At 63.8% G+C, this 19,631-nt stretch carries 16 protein-coding genes; 8 read left to right on the forward strand and 8 right to left on the reverse strand.

Annotated elements, in window-relative coordinates; genetic code table 11:
* Window positions 1–103: 103 nt before the first annotated feature.
* From JMY29_RS02295 to JMY29_RS02310, 4 genes are read left to right on the forward strand one after another with little or no spacing between them, the layout of a single operon-like run.
* Entirely contained in the window at window positions 104–1,603 is a 1,500-nt protein-coding gene (locus JMY29_RS02295; protein ID WP_189076710.1) for a CoA-acylating methylmalonate-semialdehyde dehydrogenase, read from the forward strand.
* Complete coding sequence (locus tag JMY29_RS02300; protein ID WP_189076709.1) at window positions 1,603–2,667, forward strand: enoyl-CoA hydratase/isomerase family protein; 1,065 nt, start codon at window positions 1,603–1,605, stop codon at window positions 2,665–2,667. The genes JMY29_RS02295 and JMY29_RS02300 overlap by 1 nt, the downstream gene beginning before the upstream one ends.
* 43 nt (window positions 2,668–2,710) lie before the next feature.
* Window positions 2,711–3,634 (forward strand): 3-hydroxyisobutyrate dehydrogenase, encoded by a 924-nt coding sequence (gene mmsB, locus JMY29_RS02305; RefSeq protein ID WP_189076708.1) that lies wholly within the window; start codon window positions 2,711–2,713, stop codon window positions 3,632–3,634.
* Window positions 3,635–3,677: 43 nt separating this feature from the next.
* On the forward strand, window positions 3,678–4,457 hold the full coding sequence (locus JMY29_RS02310) for an enoyl-CoA hydratase (RefSeq protein WP_018779481.1): 780 nt from the start codon (window positions 3,678–3,680) through the stop codon (window positions 4,455–4,457).
* A 49-nt stretch (window positions 4,458–4,506) separates the two neighbouring features.
* Here JMY29_RS02310 and JMY29_RS02315 read toward each other — a convergent pair whose 3' ends face one another.
* Window positions 4,507–5,208, reverse strand: a complete 702-nt coding sequence (locus tag JMY29_RS02315; protein ID WP_189076707.1) for a TenA family protein — start codon at window positions 5,206–5,208, stop codon at window positions 4,507–4,509.
* Between the two features lie 127 nt (window positions 5,209–5,335).
* Here JMY29_RS02315 and JMY29_RS02320 point away from each other — a divergent pair, with 127 nt between their 5' ends.
* A complete protein-coding gene (locus tag JMY29_RS02320; protein WP_229778697.1) occupies window positions 5,336–6,715 on the forward strand; it encodes an HNH endonuclease in 1,380 nt (459 codons plus the stop codon).
* A 32-nt stretch (window positions 6,716–6,747) separates the two neighbouring features.
* Here JMY29_RS02320 and JMY29_RS02325 read toward each other — a convergent pair whose 3' ends face one another.
* Both JMY29_RS02325 and JMY29_RS02330 read right to left on the reverse strand, forming a co-directional pair.
* Entirely contained in the window at window positions 6,748–7,257 is a 510-nt protein-coding gene (locus JMY29_RS02325; RefSeq protein ID WP_018779478.1) for a MarR family winged helix-turn-helix transcriptional regulator, read from the reverse strand.
* A gap of 24 nt (window positions 7,258–7,281) precedes the next feature.
* Window positions 7,282–9,000, reverse strand: a complete 1,719-nt coding sequence (locus tag JMY29_RS02330) for an AMP-binding protein (RefSeq protein ID WP_189076706.1) — start codon at window positions 8,998–9,000, stop codon at window positions 7,282–7,284.
* A gap of 132 nt (window positions 9,001–9,132) precedes the next feature.
* On the opposite strand from JMY29_RS02330, the gene JMY29_RS02335 reads away from it, so the two are divergent.
* Window positions 9,133–10,350, forward strand: a complete 1,218-nt coding sequence (locus JMY29_RS02335; protein ID WP_189076705.1) for an acyl-CoA dehydrogenase family protein — start codon at window positions 9,133–9,135, stop codon at window positions 10,348–10,350.
* A 94-nt stretch (window positions 10,351–10,444) separates the two neighbouring features.
* Here the strand turns inward: JMY29_RS02335 and JMY29_RS02340 are convergent, their stop codons facing one another.
* From JMY29_RS02340 to JMY29_RS02350, 3 genes are all read right to left on the reverse strand, one after another.
* Window positions 10,445–12,052: an APC family permease gene (locus tag JMY29_RS02340; protein WP_052247096.1), complete on the reverse strand. Its 1,608-nt coding sequence runs from the start codon at window positions 12,050–12,052 to the stop codon at window positions 10,445–10,447.
* Window positions 12,053–12,424: 372 nt separating this feature from the next.
* A complete protein-coding gene (locus JMY29_RS02345; protein WP_189076704.1) occupies window positions 12,425–14,065 on the reverse strand; it encodes a GMC family oxidoreductase in 1,641 nt (546 codons plus the stop codon).
* A complete protein-coding gene (locus JMY29_RS02350) occupies window positions 14,066–15,577 on the reverse strand; it encodes an aldehyde dehydrogenase family protein (RefSeq protein ID WP_018779473.1) in 1,512 nt (503 codons plus the stop codon).
* Between the two features lie 138 nt (window positions 15,578–15,715).
* Between JMY29_RS02350 and JMY29_RS02355 the strand changes: the two genes are divergently transcribed.
* On the forward strand, window positions 15,716–17,317 hold the full coding sequence (locus JMY29_RS02355; RefSeq protein WP_026267410.1) for a molybdopterin-dependent oxidoreductase: 1,602 nt from the start codon (window positions 15,716–15,718) through the stop codon (window positions 17,315–17,317).
* Window positions 17,318–17,855: 538 nt separating this feature from the next.
* Window positions 17,856–18,167 carry a hypothetical protein gene (locus JMY29_RS02360; protein WP_200888217.1) on the forward strand — a complete coding sequence of 104 codons (312 nt, stop codon included), beginning with the start codon at window positions 17,856–17,858 and terminating at the stop codon, window positions 18,165–18,167.
* Window positions 18,168–18,182: 15 nt separating this feature from the next.
* Here JMY29_RS02360 and JMY29_RS02365 read toward each other — a convergent pair whose 3' ends face one another.
* Together JMY29_RS02365 and JMY29_RS02370 are read right to left on the reverse strand one after the other, a co-directional pair.
* Entirely contained in the window at window positions 18,183–18,788 is a 606-nt protein-coding gene (locus JMY29_RS02365) for a TetR/AcrR family transcriptional regulator (protein WP_039239464.1), read from the reverse strand.
* A 44-nt stretch (window positions 18,789–18,832) separates the two neighbouring features.
* A complete protein-coding gene (locus tag JMY29_RS02370) occupies window positions 18,833–19,591 on the reverse strand; it encodes a MerR family transcriptional regulator (RefSeq protein ID WP_039239465.1) in 759 nt (252 codons plus the stop codon).
* Between the last annotated feature and the right edge of the window lie 40 nt (window positions 19,592–19,631).

The following is a 19,631-nucleotide window of genomic DNA, read 5'->3' on the forward strand; positions in this document are numbered from 1 at the left end:
CGGATTCAGAGATGACCTGGATCACAGTTGGTCACGTGTTCCCGCCGTGTTCCCAGCACTGAGCGGCACGGTAGTCATTCACGATGCAAAGGAGCATTCCACTATGGTGCGCGAGCTTTCACACTACGTAGACGGCCAGAGGGTTGACGGCACATCGGGCCGGTTCAGCGACGTCTACGATCCCTGCACGGGCGAAGTCCAGGCCAGGCTGCCGCTGGCCAGCGCCGACGAGGTTCGCAACGCCGTCGCAAATGCCGAAAAGGGCCAGCTCGAATGGGCAGCCATGAACCCGCAGCGCCGGGGACGCATCCTGCTCAAGTTCGTGGACCTCGTCAACGAGAACATGGACGAGCTCGCCAGGCTCCTGTCCTCCGAACACGGCAAAACCTTTGCCGATGCCAAAGGAGACATCCAGCGCGGCATCGAAGTCGTTGAATTCTCCGCGGGTGCCCCGCATCTGCTCAAGGGCGAGTTCTCGGACAACGCCGGACAGGGGATCGACGTCCACTCGCTGCGCCAGCCGTTGGGCGTCGTCGCAGGCATCACGCCGTTCAACTTCCCGGCCATGATCCCGTTGTGGAAGTCGGGCCCTGCGCTCGCAGCAGGCAACGCCTTCATCCTGAAGCCTTCGGAGCGGGACCCGTCTGTTCCGCTGCGACTGGCCGAGCTGTACAGCGAAGCAGGGGTTCCGAACGGCGTCTTCAACGTGATCAACGGTGACAAGGAAGCCGTGGACGCACTGATTGAAGATCCGCGTGTCAAGGCCATCGGCTTCGTGGGCTCCACGCCGATCGCCCAGTACATCTACGCCACCGCAGCGGCGCATGGCAAGCGCGCACAGTGCTTTGGTGGGGCGAAGAACCACATGGTGATCATGCCCGACGCCGATCTGGACATGGCAGCCGACGCCCTGATTGGTGCCGGATACGGTTCCGCGGGCGAGCGCTGCATGGCGATTTCCGTTGCCGTGCCGGTGGGTCAGGAAACCGCCGATGCTTTGGTGGCCAAACTGACCGAGCGCGTCAAGGACCTGAAGGTGGGTCACAGCCTGGACAAGGACTCCGACTTCGGGCCTGTGGTGGCAGCCTCCGCGAAGGAACGGATCGAGGGCTACATCCAGTCCGGCGTGGATGAAGGCGCAACGTTGGTCACTGATGGTCGCGGCCTCACCGTGGAAGGCTACGACGGCGGGTTCTGGGTTGGCCCCACACTCTTCGACAACGTCACCAAGGACATGAAGATCTACAAGGAAGAGATCTTCGGCCCCGTCCTCAGCGTGCTGCGGGCAGCTGACTACGACGAAGCGCTGAGGCTCTGCAGCGAGCACGAGTTTGGCAACGGCGTCGCAATCTTCACCCGCGACGGCGACTCCGCACGCGACTTCGCCAGCCGCGTCGAGGTGGGCATGGTGGGGATCAATGTGCCGATTCCCGTCCCGATTGCCTACTACACCTTCGGTGGCTGGAAGGCCTCCGGGTTTGGCGACCTGAACCAGCACGGCGCCGACGCTTTCCGCTTCTACACCAAGACCAAGACCGTCACCTCGCGGTGGCCCTCCGGCATCCGCCAGGGCGCCAGCTTCGTGATGCCGGCAGGCAGCTGATGGGAGATCCGCAGGAGGAAGACGAAGTCCTGTTTGACCGTCGCGGGCACTTGGGGGTTGTCACGCTCAACCGTCCCAAAGCGGTCAACGCCCTGAATCACGGCATGGTCAAAGCCATGCTTCAACAACTGGTTGCCTGGGCTGATGACGATTCGGTGCAAACTGTCTTGGTGCGCGGTGCCGGAGACCGTGGGCTGTGCGCCGGCGGCGACATCGTGGCCATCTACAAGGACATGCTGCACGGCGGCACGGAAACGGCTGCGTTCTGGGCTGACGAGTACCGGCTGAACCTGCTCATTTCGCAATACCCCAAGCCCTATGTGGCTTTCATGGATGGGCTGGTTTTGGGCGGGGGCGTTGGCGTTTCGGCCCATGGCTCGGTCCGTGTGGTCACCGAACGGACCCGCACCGGGATGCCGGAAACCACCATCGGTTTCGTGCCCGACGTCGGTGGCACGCTCCTGCTGTCCCGCGCACCTGGTGAAGCGGGCACCCACGCTGCACTCACCGGCGCCCACCTATCCGGTGGGGATGCCCTGTTCCTTGGGCTCGCCGATCACTTTGTGCCGTCCGACAGCCTCCCCGCGCTGGCAGCAGCGCTGGAAAGCTCGACGGCGGAGGCCGCCGTCGAGCGCTTTGCGCAAGCCGCGCCGGACTCGGCGCTTGCGGCACAGCGGGGGTGGATCGATCCCGCCTACGCGTATGACGACGCGGAGGAAATCGTGCGGAGCCTGCGCGAAGCTGGGGGAGAGGCAGCGTCCGCGGCGGACACGATCGAGGCAAAATCGCCCACGTCCGTGAAGGTGGCCTTGGAGTCCTTGCGCCGCGTCCGGGGAGTGACGCTGGAGGAAGCGCTGGACCAGGAATACCGTGTGGGGCTGCGTTGCCTGGCCGGGCCCGATTTCCGGGAGGGCATCCGGGCCCAGGTGGTGGACAAGGACCGCAATCCGCAATGGAAGCCGGCAACCCTCGCGGACGTCCAGGCATCCGACGTCGAGGGCTACTTTGCGCCGCTCGGCGAACGGGAGTTGGGCCTCGCCGCTTTGGGCGCGAAAACCACATGACCTGCAGTCAGCAGCTATTCAGCAGCCAGTCGAAGGAGACGACATGACAGAGAACGCAGCATCCGCAACGGGACTCATCGCTTTCCTCGGCCTGGGTCATATGGGCGGACCCATGGCCGCCAACCTGATCAAGGCCGGCCACCAGGTGATTGGCTATGACCCCGTCCCCGCGGCCGTTGAGGCTGCGGAAGCGCACGGGATTCCCATGGCCGCCTCGGCACACGAGGCTGCAGCTGAAGCCGCGGTGGTGTTGACCATGCTGCCCAGCAGCAAGCACGTGCTGGATGCGTACCGCGGTGTGGACGGGCCGGGACTGCTTTCCGTCGCCAAGCCGGACACCTTGTTCCTGGATTGTTCCACCATCAACGTTGACGAGGCCCGGCAGGCCGCCGTCATTGCCTTGGAGGCAGGCCACCGGTCCGTGGACGCGCCGGTTTCCGGCGGTGTGGTGGGCGCCGAGGCAGGCACGCTGACCTTCATGGTGGGTGCTTTGCCGGAGGACTTCGAAACCGTGAAACCGATCCTTGAACTGATGGGGAAGAGGATTGTCCATTGCGGTGACCACGGTGCCGGGCAGGCCGCAAAGGTGTGCAACAACATGATCCTGGGGGTGTCCATGATCGCAGTTGCGGAAGCCTTCGTACTCGGCGAGAAGCTGGGCCTCACGCACCAGGCGCTGTTCGACGTCGCCTCCAATGCCTCCGGCCAGTGCTGGGCACTGACCACCAACTGCCCGGTCCCCGGGCCGGTTCCCACCAGCCCCGCCAACCGTGACTACCAGCCCGGGTTCGCCGGCGCTTTGATGGCCAAGGACCTGCGGCTGGCCGTGAACGCCTTGGAAAGCACAGGCGTTGCCGCCGAGATGGGTCCGCTGGCCTCCCGGATCTACGATGCTTTCGCGGCAGGCGAGGGCGCGGGGAGGGACTTCTCCGGAATCATCACCGAGATCCGGGACAAATCCGTGTGAGAGTTTGAGCTGTGTCCATGAGGGTTTTGATGAGAGGGAGAGCATGACGGAGCAGTACCAGAACATTGTGGTGGAACGGCGGGGCAGGGTTGGCTTGGTGACGTTGGACCGGCCGTCGGCGCTGAACGCGCTGAACACTGCTCTCATGAACGAACTCGTGGAAGCCGTGTCCGCCATGGACACCGATCCCGATGTTGGGGCGGTAGTGATCACGGGATCCGCCAAGGCCTTCGCGGCCGGCGCCGACATCAAGGAAATGTCTTCCAACAGCTATATGGAAATGTACGCGGCGGACTGGTTCCGGCACTGGGAGGACCTCACCCGATTGAGGATCCCCGTCATCGCGGCCGTTTCCGGTTTTGCCCTGGGTGGAGGGTGCGAGCTCGCCATGATGGCTGACTTCATCATCGCCGGTGACAACGCACGGTTCGGCCAGCCCGAAATCAACCTGGGCGTCATTCCGGGCATGGGCGGTTCGCAGCGGCTGACACGCGCCGTCGGCAAGGCCAAAGCGATGGACATGGTGCTGACCGGACGGTACATGGATGCTGAAGAGGCTGAGCGTTCCGGGCTGGTGTCCCGGGTGGTGCCGGCCGCGGAGGTCATTGAGGAAGCCGTCAAAGCAGCCGAAGTCATCGCGTCCAAGTCCAAGCCCGTGGCGATGATGGCAAAGGAAGCCGTCAACGCGGCCTTCGAAACCGGGCTGGCGCAAGGGGTACTTTTCGAGCGCAGGATCTTCCACTCGCTCTTCGCCACCGAAGACCAGAAGGAAGGCATGGCCGCGTTCAGCGGAAAACGGGAGCCGGAGTTCAAGCACCGGTAGGAGATCGCTCAAACCGGGCCGGCCGACACGCAGCGGCTGTTCTCCGCGTTTACTTCCGCAATGCAGCGGGGCCCGGCTCACGTTCCATCCCCCGGACCTCCGCCGGGACCAGCGCTGCGTCGAAGAACGCCCGCTCCAGCCGCACGGCCTCCCCGAAAGTGGCGGCGACCCGCGCCCGTGCCGCGGCGTCTGAAGGCTCGACGGCGTCGAACTCGTCGCGTAGCCAGGTCACCCATGCGTTGTACTCCGGGTTGTTGTGGAGACGGATCCACTCGGCGTGCTTTGCCGAGGTGGGCCACTGAGCGGGGTCGCCGGCGCGGGCTGCCCAATCGCCGTACAGCCACTCTGCCACCAGAAGGACCGCCAGGACCTCGGGGTAGGAGCGAGTGCCGAGGGCGCTGCGCATGAGGGCATCGAAGTCGCGGGTCACCCTGTGGAGTGCGGGCGCCGCGCGATCTGCCTCGGGAACGTCGAGCTCGGCAAAGCAATCCTGGAAGTAGGTGTTCTCATCGGAGGCAAAGCCTCCCAGTACACCGGCGAAGACCAACCGGGAGGGCAACGACGGCGCTGAGGCCACCGCTTGGCCCAGCAGGGCTGTGAAGGCATCACAGAACTGATAGTCCTGCACGAGGTAGTGGCGCAGGTTTTCATCGGGGAGGGAACCGTCCAACAACTGGTCCACGAACGGATGGTTGACGGCGGCGTCCCAGTCCTCGGCGTGCTGGTTCCTGAGTTCATTGGCAAAGCTCACGCTGTTTCCTCCTGAGTTGTCGGCCCTCGGAGCTTAGCAGCGGGGCTCTGCCCCCTCCTCTATGGAGGTCCAAGGCCCCTGCGACTTCCTTCGTTATATTGTCGGTGCCTGCTGCCAGAGTTGGGACATGGGGCTGATTGGGGAGAGTGGACCGGGCGCAGCAGTGGCGCTTGGGCGTGGTCGCTCCGCGCCGGATGCTGGTCAACCGGGCTTCCTTCCGCCCGGTGTCGGCGTACTTCCGGCCAGCACCGTCAGCGCGGACTTGATCGAGCAGTTGCGTGTCCTGGAGGAGATGAAGTCAGCCATCTGCGGATTGCAGGCGCGGGTTGCCGTCGCCTTTGACCTTGCCCAGCGCGCCGAACAAGCCGAGGCCAACGTCCCCGCATCGAAGCGTGGCCAAGGAGTAGGTGCCCAGGTTGCGTTGGCCCGGCGGGAGTCACCGAACCGTGGTTCCCGGCTGCTTGGTTTGGCGAAAGCCCTTGTTATGGAGATGCCGCGGACTTTGGCAGCGCTGCAGTCCGGGCAGCTGAATGAGTGGCGGGCCACACTGCTGGTGAAGGAGACTGCGTGTCTGTCTGTTGAGGATCGGTGCGCAGTGGATGAGGAACTCGCGCCCGATACCGGGACCTTTGCGGGCAAGGGCGACCGGGCGATCATTGCAGCTGCGAAGGCGGCGGCGTATCGACGGGATCCGAGGTCGGTGGTCGGGCGTGCCAGCCGTGCCGCGGCCGAACGAACCGTGAGCCTGCGTCCTGCGCCGGACACCATGACGTACCTGACCGCGCTGCTTCCCGTCGCCCAAGGAGTGGCGGTCTACGCAGCCCTGAACAGGGCTGCTGATTCGGCCCGCTGCCACAGTGAACTGGCTGGTGGGGATGCCGTATCTGCCGGGGTCGTCCCGACACGCGGCCAGCTCATGGCCGATACTCTGGTTGAGCGCGTCACTGGTACCCCGGGCGGAATCTCCGGGATCAATCTGGACCTCGTCATGACCGACCGGACCCTTTTTCAGGGCGATAGCGAACCAGCACGCCTCAACGGCTACGGAATCGTCCCTGCCGAGTGGGCCAGATCAATGGTCGCCGAGGGCCAAGTTGAGCAGGATCAACCTGATCAGAACCATGCCAACGAGCTCACTGTCTGGCTTCGCCGGCTATACACCGCGCCGTCCACGGGAGAGCTGCTTGCCACCGATTCCAAAGCGCGGCTCTTTACTGGTCGACTTCGGCGATTCATCGGAACCCGCGACGATACCTGCCGGACACCGTATTGCGATGCACCCATCCGGCATATCGACCACATTGTGCCTTGGCGTTCCGGAGGCGAGACCAACCTCGCCAACGGCGCAGGACTGTGCGAAGCCTGCAATCACACCAAGGAAAACCCCGGCTGGTCCGCCAGAGCCATCCACGGTGACGTGCATACGCTCGAAATCAGAACCCCCACAGGACACAGCTACCGGTCAAAGGCCCCGCCACTACCTGGATACCGACCATCCAGAACGTAGGGCCCTCATTGCCCTCGGCGTTGACGTGGGCGTTATTCTTCCGTGAAGTCTCCGGCATCCCTTCGGAAGGCGCCGAGTACGCGGATGAGGTGGTCGACGTCGTCGTCCCCGAAACCCGACTTGCCAAACACCTCCGAGTTGAGAGCCGCCGTCGCCTTTTTCGCGAGGGTGCGGCCCTCAGCAGTCAGCTCAATGAGCGTGGTGCGGCCGTCAGTGGGGTGCGGTGAACGCGCCACCAGGGCGGCCTTTTCCAAGCGGTCGACGGCGTTGGTCACCGAGGTGGGGTGCACTTGCAGGAGCGCACTGGCTTTGTTCATGGGCAGCGCGCCGCTGCGGGCGAAACTCAGCAGCGCCAGGAGCTCGTACCTTGCGAACGTCAGCCCGAACGGTTTGAGAACGGTTTCGATCCGCGCGAGCAGGATCTGTTGCGTGCGCATGATCGCGGTGATGGCTGCCATGGGCGCGGCGACGTCGCCCCAACCATGCCGTTCCCAGTTGCGCTGGGCATCGGCGATGGGATCGCGGGGGAGTGGGGTGCCCATGGGCCTCCTTGGTTGCTCGGGTGCTTAGTCTTTCAGATTCGGGAACTCTTCTTCGGTGTATTCCACCCCTAAACCTGTGGGAAGCGGACCGTCTCCATGCCGGGCAACTTCCGTTCCCCGGAGCTCCACCCGCCGGATCTTGCCTGAAATCGTTTTGGGCAATTCGCCGAACTCCAGGCGCCTGATCCGCTTGAAGGGTGCAAGTTGTTCCCTGCAGTATCTAAGGATGTCCTCCGCCACGGCAGGGCCGGGCTCGTAGCCCGCGGCCAGCACCACAAAAGCTTTCGGCACCGACAATTTCACGGCATCAGGCGAAGGCACGACGGCGGCCTCCGCCACTGCGGGATGCTCGATCAGGACGCTTTCGAGCTCGAAGGGAGACAACCGGTAGTCGGAGGACTTGAAGACGTCATCATCCCGGCCGACGTAGGTGATCACCCCGTCGGCGTCCCGGCTGGCCATATCGCCGGTGTGGTAATAGCCGTTGCGGAAGGCATCGGCCGTCTTGGCTGCATCGCCGAAGTAGCCTTTCATCAGCCCCACGGGTCTGGGGTCCAAGCGCAGGCAAAGTTCGCCGTCGTCGGCTTCCTCTCCGGTGACCGGGTCCACCAGGACGACGTCGTACCCGGGCAGCGGCCGGCCCATGGAACCGATCTTGACCGGCTGGGCGGGGGTGTTGGCGATCTGGACTGTCGATTCGGTTTGGCCGAAGCCGTCGCGGATGGTGACGCCCCAGGCTTGCTCCACCTGGCCGATGACCTCCGCGTTGAGCGGTTCGCCTGCCGAGACTACCTTCCGTGGCGGGGTGGCCAGCTGGGTGAGGTCGGCCTGGATGAGCATCCGCCAAACGGTGGGAGGTGCGCAGAAGCTGGTGACGCCCTCCCGGCCCATCTGTTCCATGAGGGCTGCTGCGTCGAAGCGTTCGTAGTTGTAGATGAAGACCGTAGCCTCGGCGATCCATGGTGTGAAGACGTTGGACCAGGCGTGCTTTGCCCAGCCCGGGGACGCGACGTTCAGGTGCACGTCGCCCGGTTCCAGGCCGATCCAGTACATGGTGGAAAGGTGGCCCACTGGGTAGGAAGTGTGGGTGTGCTCCACCAGCTTGGCGCGGGATGTGGTGCCGGACGTGAAGTAGAGCAGAAGGGTCTCGTCCGCCTTGGTGGGTGCGTCGGGAGTGAAGTCCGTGCCGGCGTCGTAGGAATCCGTGTACTGTTTGGCGTCCGCGTTGGTGCGTTCCGCGCCGACCTCAATGAGTTGGTAGTTGCCCTCGACGTCGGCGAACTTGCCGATGTTGGCACTGCCGACCGCCACCCAGGCTGCGCCGCCCCGCTCGACACGGTCCTGGAGGTCCCTGGCTCCCATGAGCGTGGTGGTGGGGATCATGACGATGCCCAGCTTGATGCCCGCCAGCATGAGTTCCCAGAGCTCCACCTGGTTGCCGAGCATGATGATCATGTGGTCGCCGCGCCGTACCCCCTGGCCACGGAGCCAAGTGGCGAGCTGTGACGACCTGTCCGACAGTTCCTTGAACGTGCGCCGCGTGGAGCTGCCGTCCTGCTCCACGATGATGAGCGCGGGCTTGTTGCCCCGTTCCCCGTCCGCTGCGAGTTGGTCGAACCAATCCAAGGCGAAATTGAACTCATCGAAGCGGGGCCACTGGAATTCTGCGTGTGCGGTCGCGTAGTCCTCGCGCAATGCCAGCAGCCGGTCGCGGGCCGCACGGAAGTCTTCTGTGACTGTCATAGTCCGCCTTTCGCTGTGGGATTGCCAGGGCACCCTTGCCTGGCATCCCGCCTAGTGATCCACATCACCTTGCAATATACTAGGACATCCAAGGGTTTGGAAGAGCCTTCCGGGACATGACGAAGGGGTCTAATGCTCGAGCAAAAAGCTGCCGGCACCGTTACCAGCGGTCCAGCTTCAGAACGCGTCCTCCCTCCTTACCCGGAGGCGGACCTCATGCATGTGGTCGACCTGCTCCCCGACGGGGAACGGGAGCGGTACGTGCAGATCAGGGAGTTCCTGCAGTCACACATCCGTGCAGCCAGTATCGACTACTGGAACCGGGAAGAATTTCCCTTCGGACTGCTCGCGGAGATGGCGGGGTTCGGGCTGGGCGGGCTGCAAACGGACGGCTCCTCGCAGCTGTACAAGGGGCTCATGTACACCGAAGTTGCACGCGCCGACGTGTCCCTTTCCGCGTTGGTGGGCATCCACAATGAACTCATCGTCGGCATGATCAACGAGCTCGGCTCACCGGAGCAGAAGCGCAAGTGGCTGCCCGGCCTGCAGGCTTTCACCCAGCTGGGCGCCTTCGCGTTGACGGAACCGGACCACGGTTCGGATATCGCCGGCGGACTCTCGACGACGGCGCGGCGCGACGGCGGCGAATGGGTCATCAGCGGTGCCAAGCGCTGGATCGGGGCCGGCACCATCGCCGACTTCGCTTTGGTCTGGGCGCGTGATGTTTCCGACGGCCACGTCAAGGGCTTCATTGTTGAAACGGACCGGCCGGGCTATTCCGCGACGAAAATCTCCAACAAAATCGGCCTGCGCATCATGCAGAACGCCGATATTGTCCTGGAGGAGGTCCGGATCCCGGCGTCGAACCTCCTGCCGGGCGCAACAGAGTTCTCCCGGGCGAACGATCTCCTGCGGGATTCCCGTGCGTGGGTGGGCTGGCAGGCTGCGGGCATCCAGTTGGCCGCTTTTGATATTGCGCGGTCCTACGCCTTGGAGCGGAAGCAGTTCGGCAAGGAACTCGCCCGCTTCCAGCTGGTGCAACAGCAGCTCGCCGACATCCTGGGCAACGCCAATGCTTCCCTGTCCATGATGGTTGAACTGGCGCGGATCCAGCAGGCGGGAAAGCTCCAGATGGTGCAGGCCGCCATGTGCAAGGCCACCACCACACGCCTGGCGCGTTCATCGGTGGCCATGGGCCGGTCCCTCCTGGGCGGGAACGGAATCACCACCGATTACGAGATGGGAAAGCTGTTCGGTGACGCCGAAATCCTCTACACCTACGAGGGCAGCTACGAGATCAACTCGATGATCGTGGCCCGCGCGGTGACGGGGAAGTCGGCGTTCGTCTAAAAGTGGAAAGGGCATCCCTTTCGCTGGTGCGGAACCAGCGAAGGGATGCCCTTATCGTGCTTGCTATGGGGTGTGATTGCCAGGGGTGTGCTTGCTAGGAATTGCGGGCCGCGGCGAGGGAGGGGTCGGCCTTTGCCGGGTCTGCCTGGTCTTCCGGCGCGGCAGCCGGCACGGCAGCGTGTTCGGCCAGGACCCCTGTCTTGTGCCTGATGCGGAGGCGGTAGAGGAGGGCTCCGCCCACCACCACTGCGGCAACGAACATCACACCGCCCCATTGCAGGTACCACTCGAAGGGCGGGACTGAGTTGTAGATCTCCGGTCGCGGCCACACCAGGTTCAGCGTCATCGCGCCGCCCCACAGGACTGCCAGGATGTTCACGGGCAGCCCCCACTTGCCGAGGCTGAACCCGGGTTCTGATCCGTCGTCCTTCAATGGCCACTTCTTGAGGAACCGGCGCCGCAGCATCGGCACGGTGACCAGCAGGTAGGAGAGGTAGATCAGGACGATGCTGATGCTGGAGAGAATGGTGAAGATTGCAGGCTGCGAGATGTTGACGATCAGCGGGATCACTGCCACGACGCCGATGACGATGGCGGCCACCGTGGGGGTTTTCCGGGTGGGATGCACTTTGCTGAGCTGGCGGCTGAAGGGAAGGTTGTTGTCCCTCGCCATGGCGAACATCATCCGGATGGCGGCTGCGTGGACGGCCAGGGTGCAGACGACGACGGCCACGACGATGCAGACAAGGAAGGCCTTGCCGAAGGGGCCGCCCAGCACCGAAAGCACGATGTACTGCAAACCGCCATCGGCCGCTCCGATTTTGGGATCGGAAAGGTCCGGGGCTGCCAGGATTCCGCCCAGGAGGAGCAGCCCGCCCAGCAGGAAGGATGCTGTGACGGCACGCAGGATCGCTTTGGGGGCCGTGCGCTTGGGGTCCTTGGTTTCTTCACCGAGTGAACTGGCGGTATCGAATCCGTACATGACGTAGCCGGAAGCCATTGCGGCGATGAGGAACACGCCGAAGAAGCCCAAGGGGTGTTCCTCGCCGAACCCGGCGGTGTCCAGGAGAACTTCCGGTCCGCGCACGGAGTGCCAGATGAGGGCCACGATGAGCAGGACGGCCGCCACCAGTTCCACGAACACGCCCACGCTGTTGATCATGGTCATGAGCTTTACGCCGAACGCATTGATGAGCGTGGAGATGCCGATCATGATGCTGGCAAGGATGACCCCGTTGACGGCGAAGTCGTACGGGCCGGTACCGTCGCCGACCAGTTGGAAACCGCTCCAGATCTGCGGCAGGGTGATTTGAAGGGCCAGGGCAACAGATCCCAGCGCCATGATGGACGAGAGCAGCAGCAGCCATCCGGCCAGCCACGCCCAGGTTCCTGTTGAGAGCCGCTTGGCCCAGTTGTAGACCGAGCCGGCCACGGGGTAGCGTCCGGCCAATTCCGCAAAGCACAGGGCAACCATGAGTTGGCCGACGAACACAATGGGCCATGACCACGCGTACGCGGGACCGGCCGTGGAGAAGCCGAAGTAGAACAGTTGGAAAACGCCGGTGAGGATGGAGATGTAACTGACGCCGGCTGCGAAGCTGGCAAACTTTCCGATGCTGCGGTCCAGGGTTTGGGCATAGCCAAACTCGTCCATACCGCTTGCATCGCTCTTGCAGGGTCCTAATTTGCTGGGTTCTGACATTCGAACTCCTAACTCAGACATGCACGAATGGTGATGACCTGCGGCCGCCATTGGTCGCAGTCGAAATCAAAAGGCCGGGCACATCTGCGTGCCTCAGGCTGTTTCCCCCGTTGATGTTGCGTGGCTGGCCGGGACGTTCGAGGTGGTCGATGTCCGGGCCGGTCCGCCAAGCCACTTCCGTTTAAGTGTGGCGTGGGTCATAAGAAGCAGGTTAGTTCAGTTTGAACATGCGTTCAAGACTTGTGAATGAACAAATGTTCAAGAATAATGCGCGCGCCTTTCCGTTCACCGCCGCGCCCCTGGGGGTGCGCGGAAGCGCCGGTGAAGGCGCGCCCGCTTCACCGCTGGTTTCGGATGATGTCCCGTGCCCGCTCAGGCAAGGGACAAGCTGAAGTCCGCCTCCGCCGTCGTCGTTTCGCCCAACCGGCCGGCGCGGATGAGGTCTGCGCACCGCTCGCCAATCATCATCACGGTGATGTTGGGGTTTACCGTGACGTGTTCGGGCATAACGGAGGCGTCGGCCACGCGAAGGCCCGTTACGCCCTTGACGCGCAGCTCGGGATCCAGGGGCGACATGTCGTCGCTCACCGGGCCCATGCGGACTGTCCCGACGGGATGGTAGACAGTGTTGTGCGTCTTGCGGATGTAATCCTGCAGTTCCTCGTCGGTCTGCGCTTCGATGCCGGGGGAGAGCTCCCGGCCGGCCCATTCGGCCATGGCCGGCTGGGCCGCGATTTCCCGGGCTTTGCGGATCCCGGCCACCATGACGCGCATGTCATGGCCTTCCGGATCGGTGAAGTACCGGGGATCCACCATGGGCTTGTCCCGGAAGTCCCGGCTGCGGAGCCGCACAGTCCCGCGGGAACGGGCATGGGTGACGTTCGGGGTGAGGCTGAAGCCGTTCTCCGTGGTGGGGTAGCCGTAGCGCAGGGTGTTCATGTCGAAGGGGACCGAGCCGTAGTGCATCATCAGGTCCGGACGGTCCAATCCCTCCTCGGTGGGGGTGAAGATCCCGATTTCCCACCATTGGGTGGAGGTTTGCACCATCGGCTGCTTGGCTTCGAACTGTACGACGCCTTCCGGGTGGTCCTGCAGGTGCTCGCCCACGCCGGGCGAATCCACCAGCACCTCGATGCCATGGGCCGCCAGGTGGTCGGCGGGGCCGATGCCGGAGAGCATGAGGAGCTTCGGGGAATCAATGGCGCCGGTGGAGAGGATTACCTCGCGATGTGCCGAGAGGCGGTGGGTGCGGCCGAAGGCTGAATCAACCACGTCGACGCCGGTGCAGCGCTTGTCCGCGTCGAACACCAGTTGGCGGGCCCGGAGGCCCGTGAGGAGCGTGAAGTTGGGGCGGTCAATGATCGGGTGGATGTAGGACACCGAGCTGGACGAGCGGGTTCCGTCCGAGCGGCGGTTGATCTGGAAGAAATTGGCTCCGTTCACAACAGTGGTGCCCGTATTGAACTTGGCCCGGGGGATCCCTGTCTGCTCGCAGGCATCAAGCAAGGCCACTCCGGCAGGGTCCGCCGGGGGGACATTCATCAAGTGGACCGGGCCGGAATCGCCGTGGTGGGGAGCGTCCGGGCCGGCGTCCTCGTTCGTTTCGAGCCTTTTGTACAGCGGCCAGGCGGCGTCGGCGTTCCATCCCGTGGCCCCGTACTTGGATTCCCATTCGTCCAGGTCCTCGCGGGGAGCCCAGAAAGCTATGCAGGAGTTGTGGCTGGAGCAGCCGCCCATGACCTTGGCGCGGGCGTGACGCATGAAGGAGTTGCCGTTCTCCTGTGGTTCCACCGGGTAGTCCCAGTCGTACCCTGACTCCAGCAGTTCCATCCAGCGGTCCAGCTGCAGGATTTCGGGCAGGTTGCGGTCATCCGGACCCGCTTCAACGAGGGCCACCGTCACGTCCGGATCCTCGCTCAACCGGGCGGCCACCGCGGCCCCTGCGGACCCGCCGCCGATGACGACGTAGTCGAACGCGCGCTCGCCGAGGGTTTCGATGTTGTCGCTGTGCATCTAGTTCTCCTTGCCGTGGTCAGCGAACCAGCCGGTCACCTGGGGGCTGGTGTTCTGGTAGATGTGCTTGGCTTCCTGGTACTCAGCCAGGCCGGTGGGGCCGAGCTCGCGGCCTACTCCCGATTGGCCAAAGCCGCCCCACTCCGCCTGGGGGAGGTAGGGGTGGTAGTCGTTGATCCAGATGGTGCCGTGACGCAACCGGCCGGCCACGCGCTGTGCCTTGCCGGCGTCCTGCGTCCAGACGGCTCCAGCCAGTCCGTAGATGGTGTCGTTGGCGATGGCCACGGCTTCGTCCTCGGTCCGGAAGGTCTCCACGGTTACTACCGGGCCGAACGCCTCGTCGACCACCACAGACATTCCCCGGGTAACGCGGTCCAGGATGGTCGGCTGGTAGTAGAACCCGGCGTCGTACTTCTGTCCTTCAGGCGCCGAGCCGCCGGTCCGCAGCCGGGCGCCTTCCGCGATGCCGCGCTGGACGTACTCGTGGACTTTGTCGCGGTGTTCGGCGGAGATCAGCGGGCCGGTTTCGGCGTCCTCATCGAACGGCCCGCCCAGGCGGATGGTTTCGGCGCGGCGGACAAGCTCGTCGACAAAACGCTCTGCGATGGACTCCTCCACCACCAGGCGGGCACCTGCGGAGCAAACCTGCCCGGAGTGGACGAAGGCTCCGTTGAGGGCGTTGTCGACGGCGGCATCGAAGTCGGCGTCGGCGAAGACGACGTTGGGGTTCTTGCCACCGAGTTCCAGCGCCACCTTCTTGACGGTGGCGGCTGCGGCCGCGGCGATGCTCTTGCCGGTTTCCAGGCCGCCGGTGAAGGAAACGAGGTCGACGTCGGGATGTTCCGTCAGCGGTGCGCCCACCTTGCGGCCGGGGCCGGTGAGAAGGTTCGCGACGCCGTCGGGCAGGCCAAGATCCTTCAGCAGCTGCATGGTGAGAATGGCGGTGGACGGCGTCAGCTCGGCGGGCTTGAGGACGAAAGAGCAGCCGGCGGCCAGTGCCGGGGCGATCTTCCAGGCTGCTTGCAGCAGGGGGTAGTTCCACGGTGTGATCAGGCCGCAGACGCCCACGGGTTCGTAGACGATCCGGCTGACGACGTCGGGATTTCCGGCGTCCACAACGCGGCCCGGCTGCTGGCCCGCGAGCCTGCCGAAGTATTCGAAGCAGGCCGCGATGTCGTCCATGTCGATCCGGCTCTCGATAATGCGCTTGCCGGTGTCCAGGGATTCTGCGCGGGCGAACTTCTCGCGGCGTTCGCGCAGTTCCGCGGCGACTTTGAGCAGGAAGGCGCCCCGCTCGGGGGCCGGGACGGAGGACCAGACTCCGGAGTCGAAGGCCGCGCGGGCTGCGGCAATAGCGCGCTCGGCGTCTTCGCGGCCGCCCTCGGATACCGTGGCGACCAACTCGCCGTCGGCTGGGTTGTGAATGTCGCGGACCGCGCCGGACGCAGCCGGCTCCCACGATCCGTTGATGAAAAGAGTGGATGCGGAATCAGAAAATGTGGCTTGGGTCATACGAAGCAGGTTAGTTCACTTTGAACATCTGTTCAAGGAAAATCATGAACGGATGTTCAAAGTGGTAGCTGTCTCGTCCTTCCGGTGACGCGGCATTCGTCAACCCATCCAAGACCCGGGCCGCTACGAATCAGTTGCATGAAAAAGCTTGGATCCCGGACCAGAGGTACCGACAGCATGGCGGCGCTGGCAGGCGTGGTGTCGGCCGGCGTCGTGCTCGCCGTAGCGGAACTGATCGGCGCATTCTTCACTGCCAGGGCAACCCCGGTGTTTGCACTGGGATCCACCTTCATCGACTTCACGCCGCCCTGGATGAAGGACTTTGCGATCGCCACGTTCGGCACCAACGACAAGGCCGCCCTGTTCGTGGGCATGGGCGTAACCATCGCCGTGCTTGCCTGCGTGCTGGGTGTGGTGGCCTACCGTAAGTGGGCCCTCGGCGTCCTGGGCGTGCTGTTCATGGGCGCAGTGATCGTGGCCTGCGTCCTGACCCGTGCAGGGGTGGGTTTCGCCGACGCCATCCCCTCGATCCTGGGAACCATCGCCGGGCTTCTGGTCCTGCGGCGCCTCATGGTGCCGTTGTGGGGGATGAAGGCGTGGCCGGAAGCTCCCGCGGACATGGCTGCCGACGCCGAAGTCCGCAACGGCAGTGCCGGCGTTGGCACCGCCGGGACCAGCCGCCGTCGTTTCTTTGCCGCTGCCGGAATCACCGCGGTGGCTGCCGGCATCGCCGCAACCGGTGGGCGGTTGCTCGGAGCCGCGCGCAACAACATAGCCGAGGCCCGGAACGCGCTGAAGCTCCCCGCGCCGGTCAAGGCCGCGCCTCCCGTGCCGGCCGGCGTCCAATCCCCGGTTGAGGGAGTCTTTCCATGGCTGACACCCAACAGCGAGTTCTACCGTATTGATACCGCCCTGAGTGTCCCGGAAATCAACGTTGATGACTGGCAGTTGCGGGTGCACGGAATGGTCGAGGAAGAGGTCACCCTCAGCTTCCAGGACCTGCTCGATGCCGAACTGATCGAATCGCATGTAACGCTGACCTGCGTGTCCAACCCTGTGGGCGGAAAGCTGGCGGGCAACGCCAAGTGGCTGGGCCTTCCCATCCGTGAGGTCCTGGCCAGGGCCAAACCCAAGGAAGGCGCGGACATGGTGCTTTCGAAATCCATCGACGGCTTCAGTGCTTCCACCCCGCTCGAGGTCCTTCAGGATGACCGCGATGCCATGCTGGCGATCGGCATGAACGGGGAGCCGCTTCCGGTGGAGCACGGATACCCTGTGCGGATGGTGGTTCCGGGGCTGTACGGGTTCGTTTCAGCCACTAAATGGGTGGTGGACCTGGAAGTCACCCGCTTCGCAGACAGTAAGGCGTACTGGACTGAGCGTGGCTGGTCGGAGCGCGGCCCCATCAAGACCATGGCACGTGTGGACGTACCCAAGTCCTTTGCGAAGTTCCCGGCAGGCAAGGTCGCCGTGGGTGGCAGTGCATGGGCGCAGACGCGGGGAATCACCAAGGTTGAAGTGCAGATCGACGACGGCGAGTGGGTCGAAGCAACCCTCTCCGACGAGGCATCCACCATTACCTGGCGCCAGTGGTCTTATGAGTGGGACGCCACACCGGGCATCCACTATGTGAAGGCCCGCGCCACCGACGGTACCGGAGAAGTCCAAACGGAAAAGCGCGCAGATCCTGTACCTGACGGCGCCTCGGGCTGGCCGTCGGTGATGGTGACGGTGGAGTAGGTGCGGGTACTCGTCAACGAGCTATTCGGAGTGTCTGCTCATCCGTGACGATGCGGCCGGGAACCAAGAGATGGTTTCGGAAAGAGAAAGAGCCCGCTGGACAGCGGGCTCTTTCGTAATCTTTTGTCCGCGAGGGGAGGCCTAAGCCCACGAAACACGCGACTCGTGCTAATCACTTTAGGATAAATATGTGCCATATGCCAATTCAGCTGCACAGGCCGCGATTCACGCGTCCCTGTCCGGACCCCGCATGTCCACCTACCTTCAGGCCACCTCTGGAGACTCGAAAAGAGCGTTGGACCTCTACGGATGGAATGCTCGGGCGTCGGCAGCCCTGATGCTGCCAGCGCATTTCGCCGAAGTTATCGTTCGGAACGCTGTGTCTGATGCCTTGACCGGACTTTACGGTCCGGACTGGCCATGGAACCCAACGTTCGAGGGCAGCCTCCCAGGGGGGCCTCGTGGACGTTACAGTCCTCGGTGGGATTTGGTCTCGACCCGTACTAGCCAACCTACAACGGGCAAAGTCATCGCTGAATTGAAGTTCGTCTTCTGGCAGAAGATGTTCACCGCGCGTCATGACGAACGCCTTTGGGATCAAGCCATTTTATCCCTGTTCCCTCATGCATCAGCCAAGACCGCAGAGGCCTTGCGTGGACAGATCTATGCAGACTTGGATGCAATTCGTCTGCTCCGGAACCGTATCGCCCACCATGAACCAATCTTCAAACGACACCTCGCCGACGATCTGAAGAGAGTGGTCGAACTAGTGGACATGCGCTGCGCTGCCACCGCCGGCTGGGTCAGGGCCATCGAGACGGCAAGCACGGTCCTCCGCGAACGTCCCTGACTGCCTTCCGGCTACCTAGCGGTGCTCGCCCTGAAGGGCAGAGCCAAACGCAATCTCTTCCGTGCGCGCAATTCCCCTTTCGATGGCCGCCTTGTCGATGCCCAGAAGCGTGGTGAGCCACATGCCGTTTTGCACGACGACGACGTCGTCCGCCCGGGCCTTGCATTCATCGGCGGAGAGCCCGGGAACTGCGTTTCCGATCAGTGCAGCCAGCCCCTGCAGGTACCGGTCAAAGGCTGCGGCGTTGATTTGTGCGAACTCCTCATCGGCCTGGGCGAGGGCCCACAAGTGAAGGCGAAGGGACAGATACCTCGTTGTCAGGAGTCCGGGGTCGGCAACGCGCCGAAGAGCCTCCCGCAGCTGCTCCTCGGGATTTGAAGCCGGTTCAGGCTCCACCAACAGAAGGTCGTGTTCCTCAATCTGGTGCAGCACCGCACGGATCAGGCTCGACTTGTCCTCGTAGTAGTAGTTCACAAGCCCCAGGGCGACGCCGGCTTCGCGCGCCACCGCACGCATGTTGATGCCCGAAATGCCGTGGCGGGACAGCAACTCCAGGGCTGCTTCGAGGATGCGTGTCTGCCTGTCAGCCTGTTCGCCGGTTTTTACGGTGCTTGTACCCATTCGGCCAGACTATTGCCAAACCCGGATCAGCGCATCCCGACCGCCTAGAGGTTTCTTTCGGCGTAGATACGCAGGGCATCCCGCACAAAAGCGGCCCCTGATTCCCCGCCGTAATTGGCGGCAAAACGCGGATCTGCCACATACATTTCGCCCAGGCCCGTGACGTAACCTTTGACGTCTCCGCCAGGTGCCGCCGTCGGGGTTCCCGGGATGCCGCGCAACCACTCGACGTGCCGTTTCGCGAGGTCCTGCGCTTCAGCGCTGTCCGGTTCGACGCCGGATTCGGCGGCCGCAATCCAGTCCGAGCCGAGCTTCCGGACACGGTCCTTCCATTGCTGCTTTTCTTCGGCGCTCATGCCGCGCCACCAGGAATCGCCGGCGGCGTAGGCATCCTTGCCCCAGCGTTCCTCGACTTCGTCCTTGTACTGTGTGTGGTCGAAACCATCAAACATGTCCTGTGCCATGTACTTTCCATCCCCTTGCATCGTGTCGATTGTTTGCCGGACTGAGGCGATTTGCCGGGCAAGCCGGTCCCGCTCCTGGCCGAGCCATTCCAGATGGCTGCTCAGTGCTTTGACCGTGTCCGTCTCGCGATGGAGCACTTCGGCGATGGCCGGCAGGCCGAGCCCCAGTTCCCGGAGCAGGAGGATGCGCTGGAGCTGGACCAAGGCCGGACCGTCATAGTAGCGGTAGCCGTTATGGCCGGTCCGGCTTGGCTTGAGCAGCCCGATGTCGTCGTAGTGACGCAGTGTGCGGCTGGTAGTCCCTGCGATCCTTGCGATTTCCTGGATTGACCAGTCCATCTGTCCTCCGTCTCCTCCTTGTGCTTCGACATTAGAGGTT

Source organism: Paenarthrobacter nicotinovorans, assembly GCF_021919345.1.
Lineage (GTDB): Bacteria > Actinomycetota > Actinomycetes > Actinomycetales > Micrococcaceae > Arthrobacter > Arthrobacter nicotinovorans.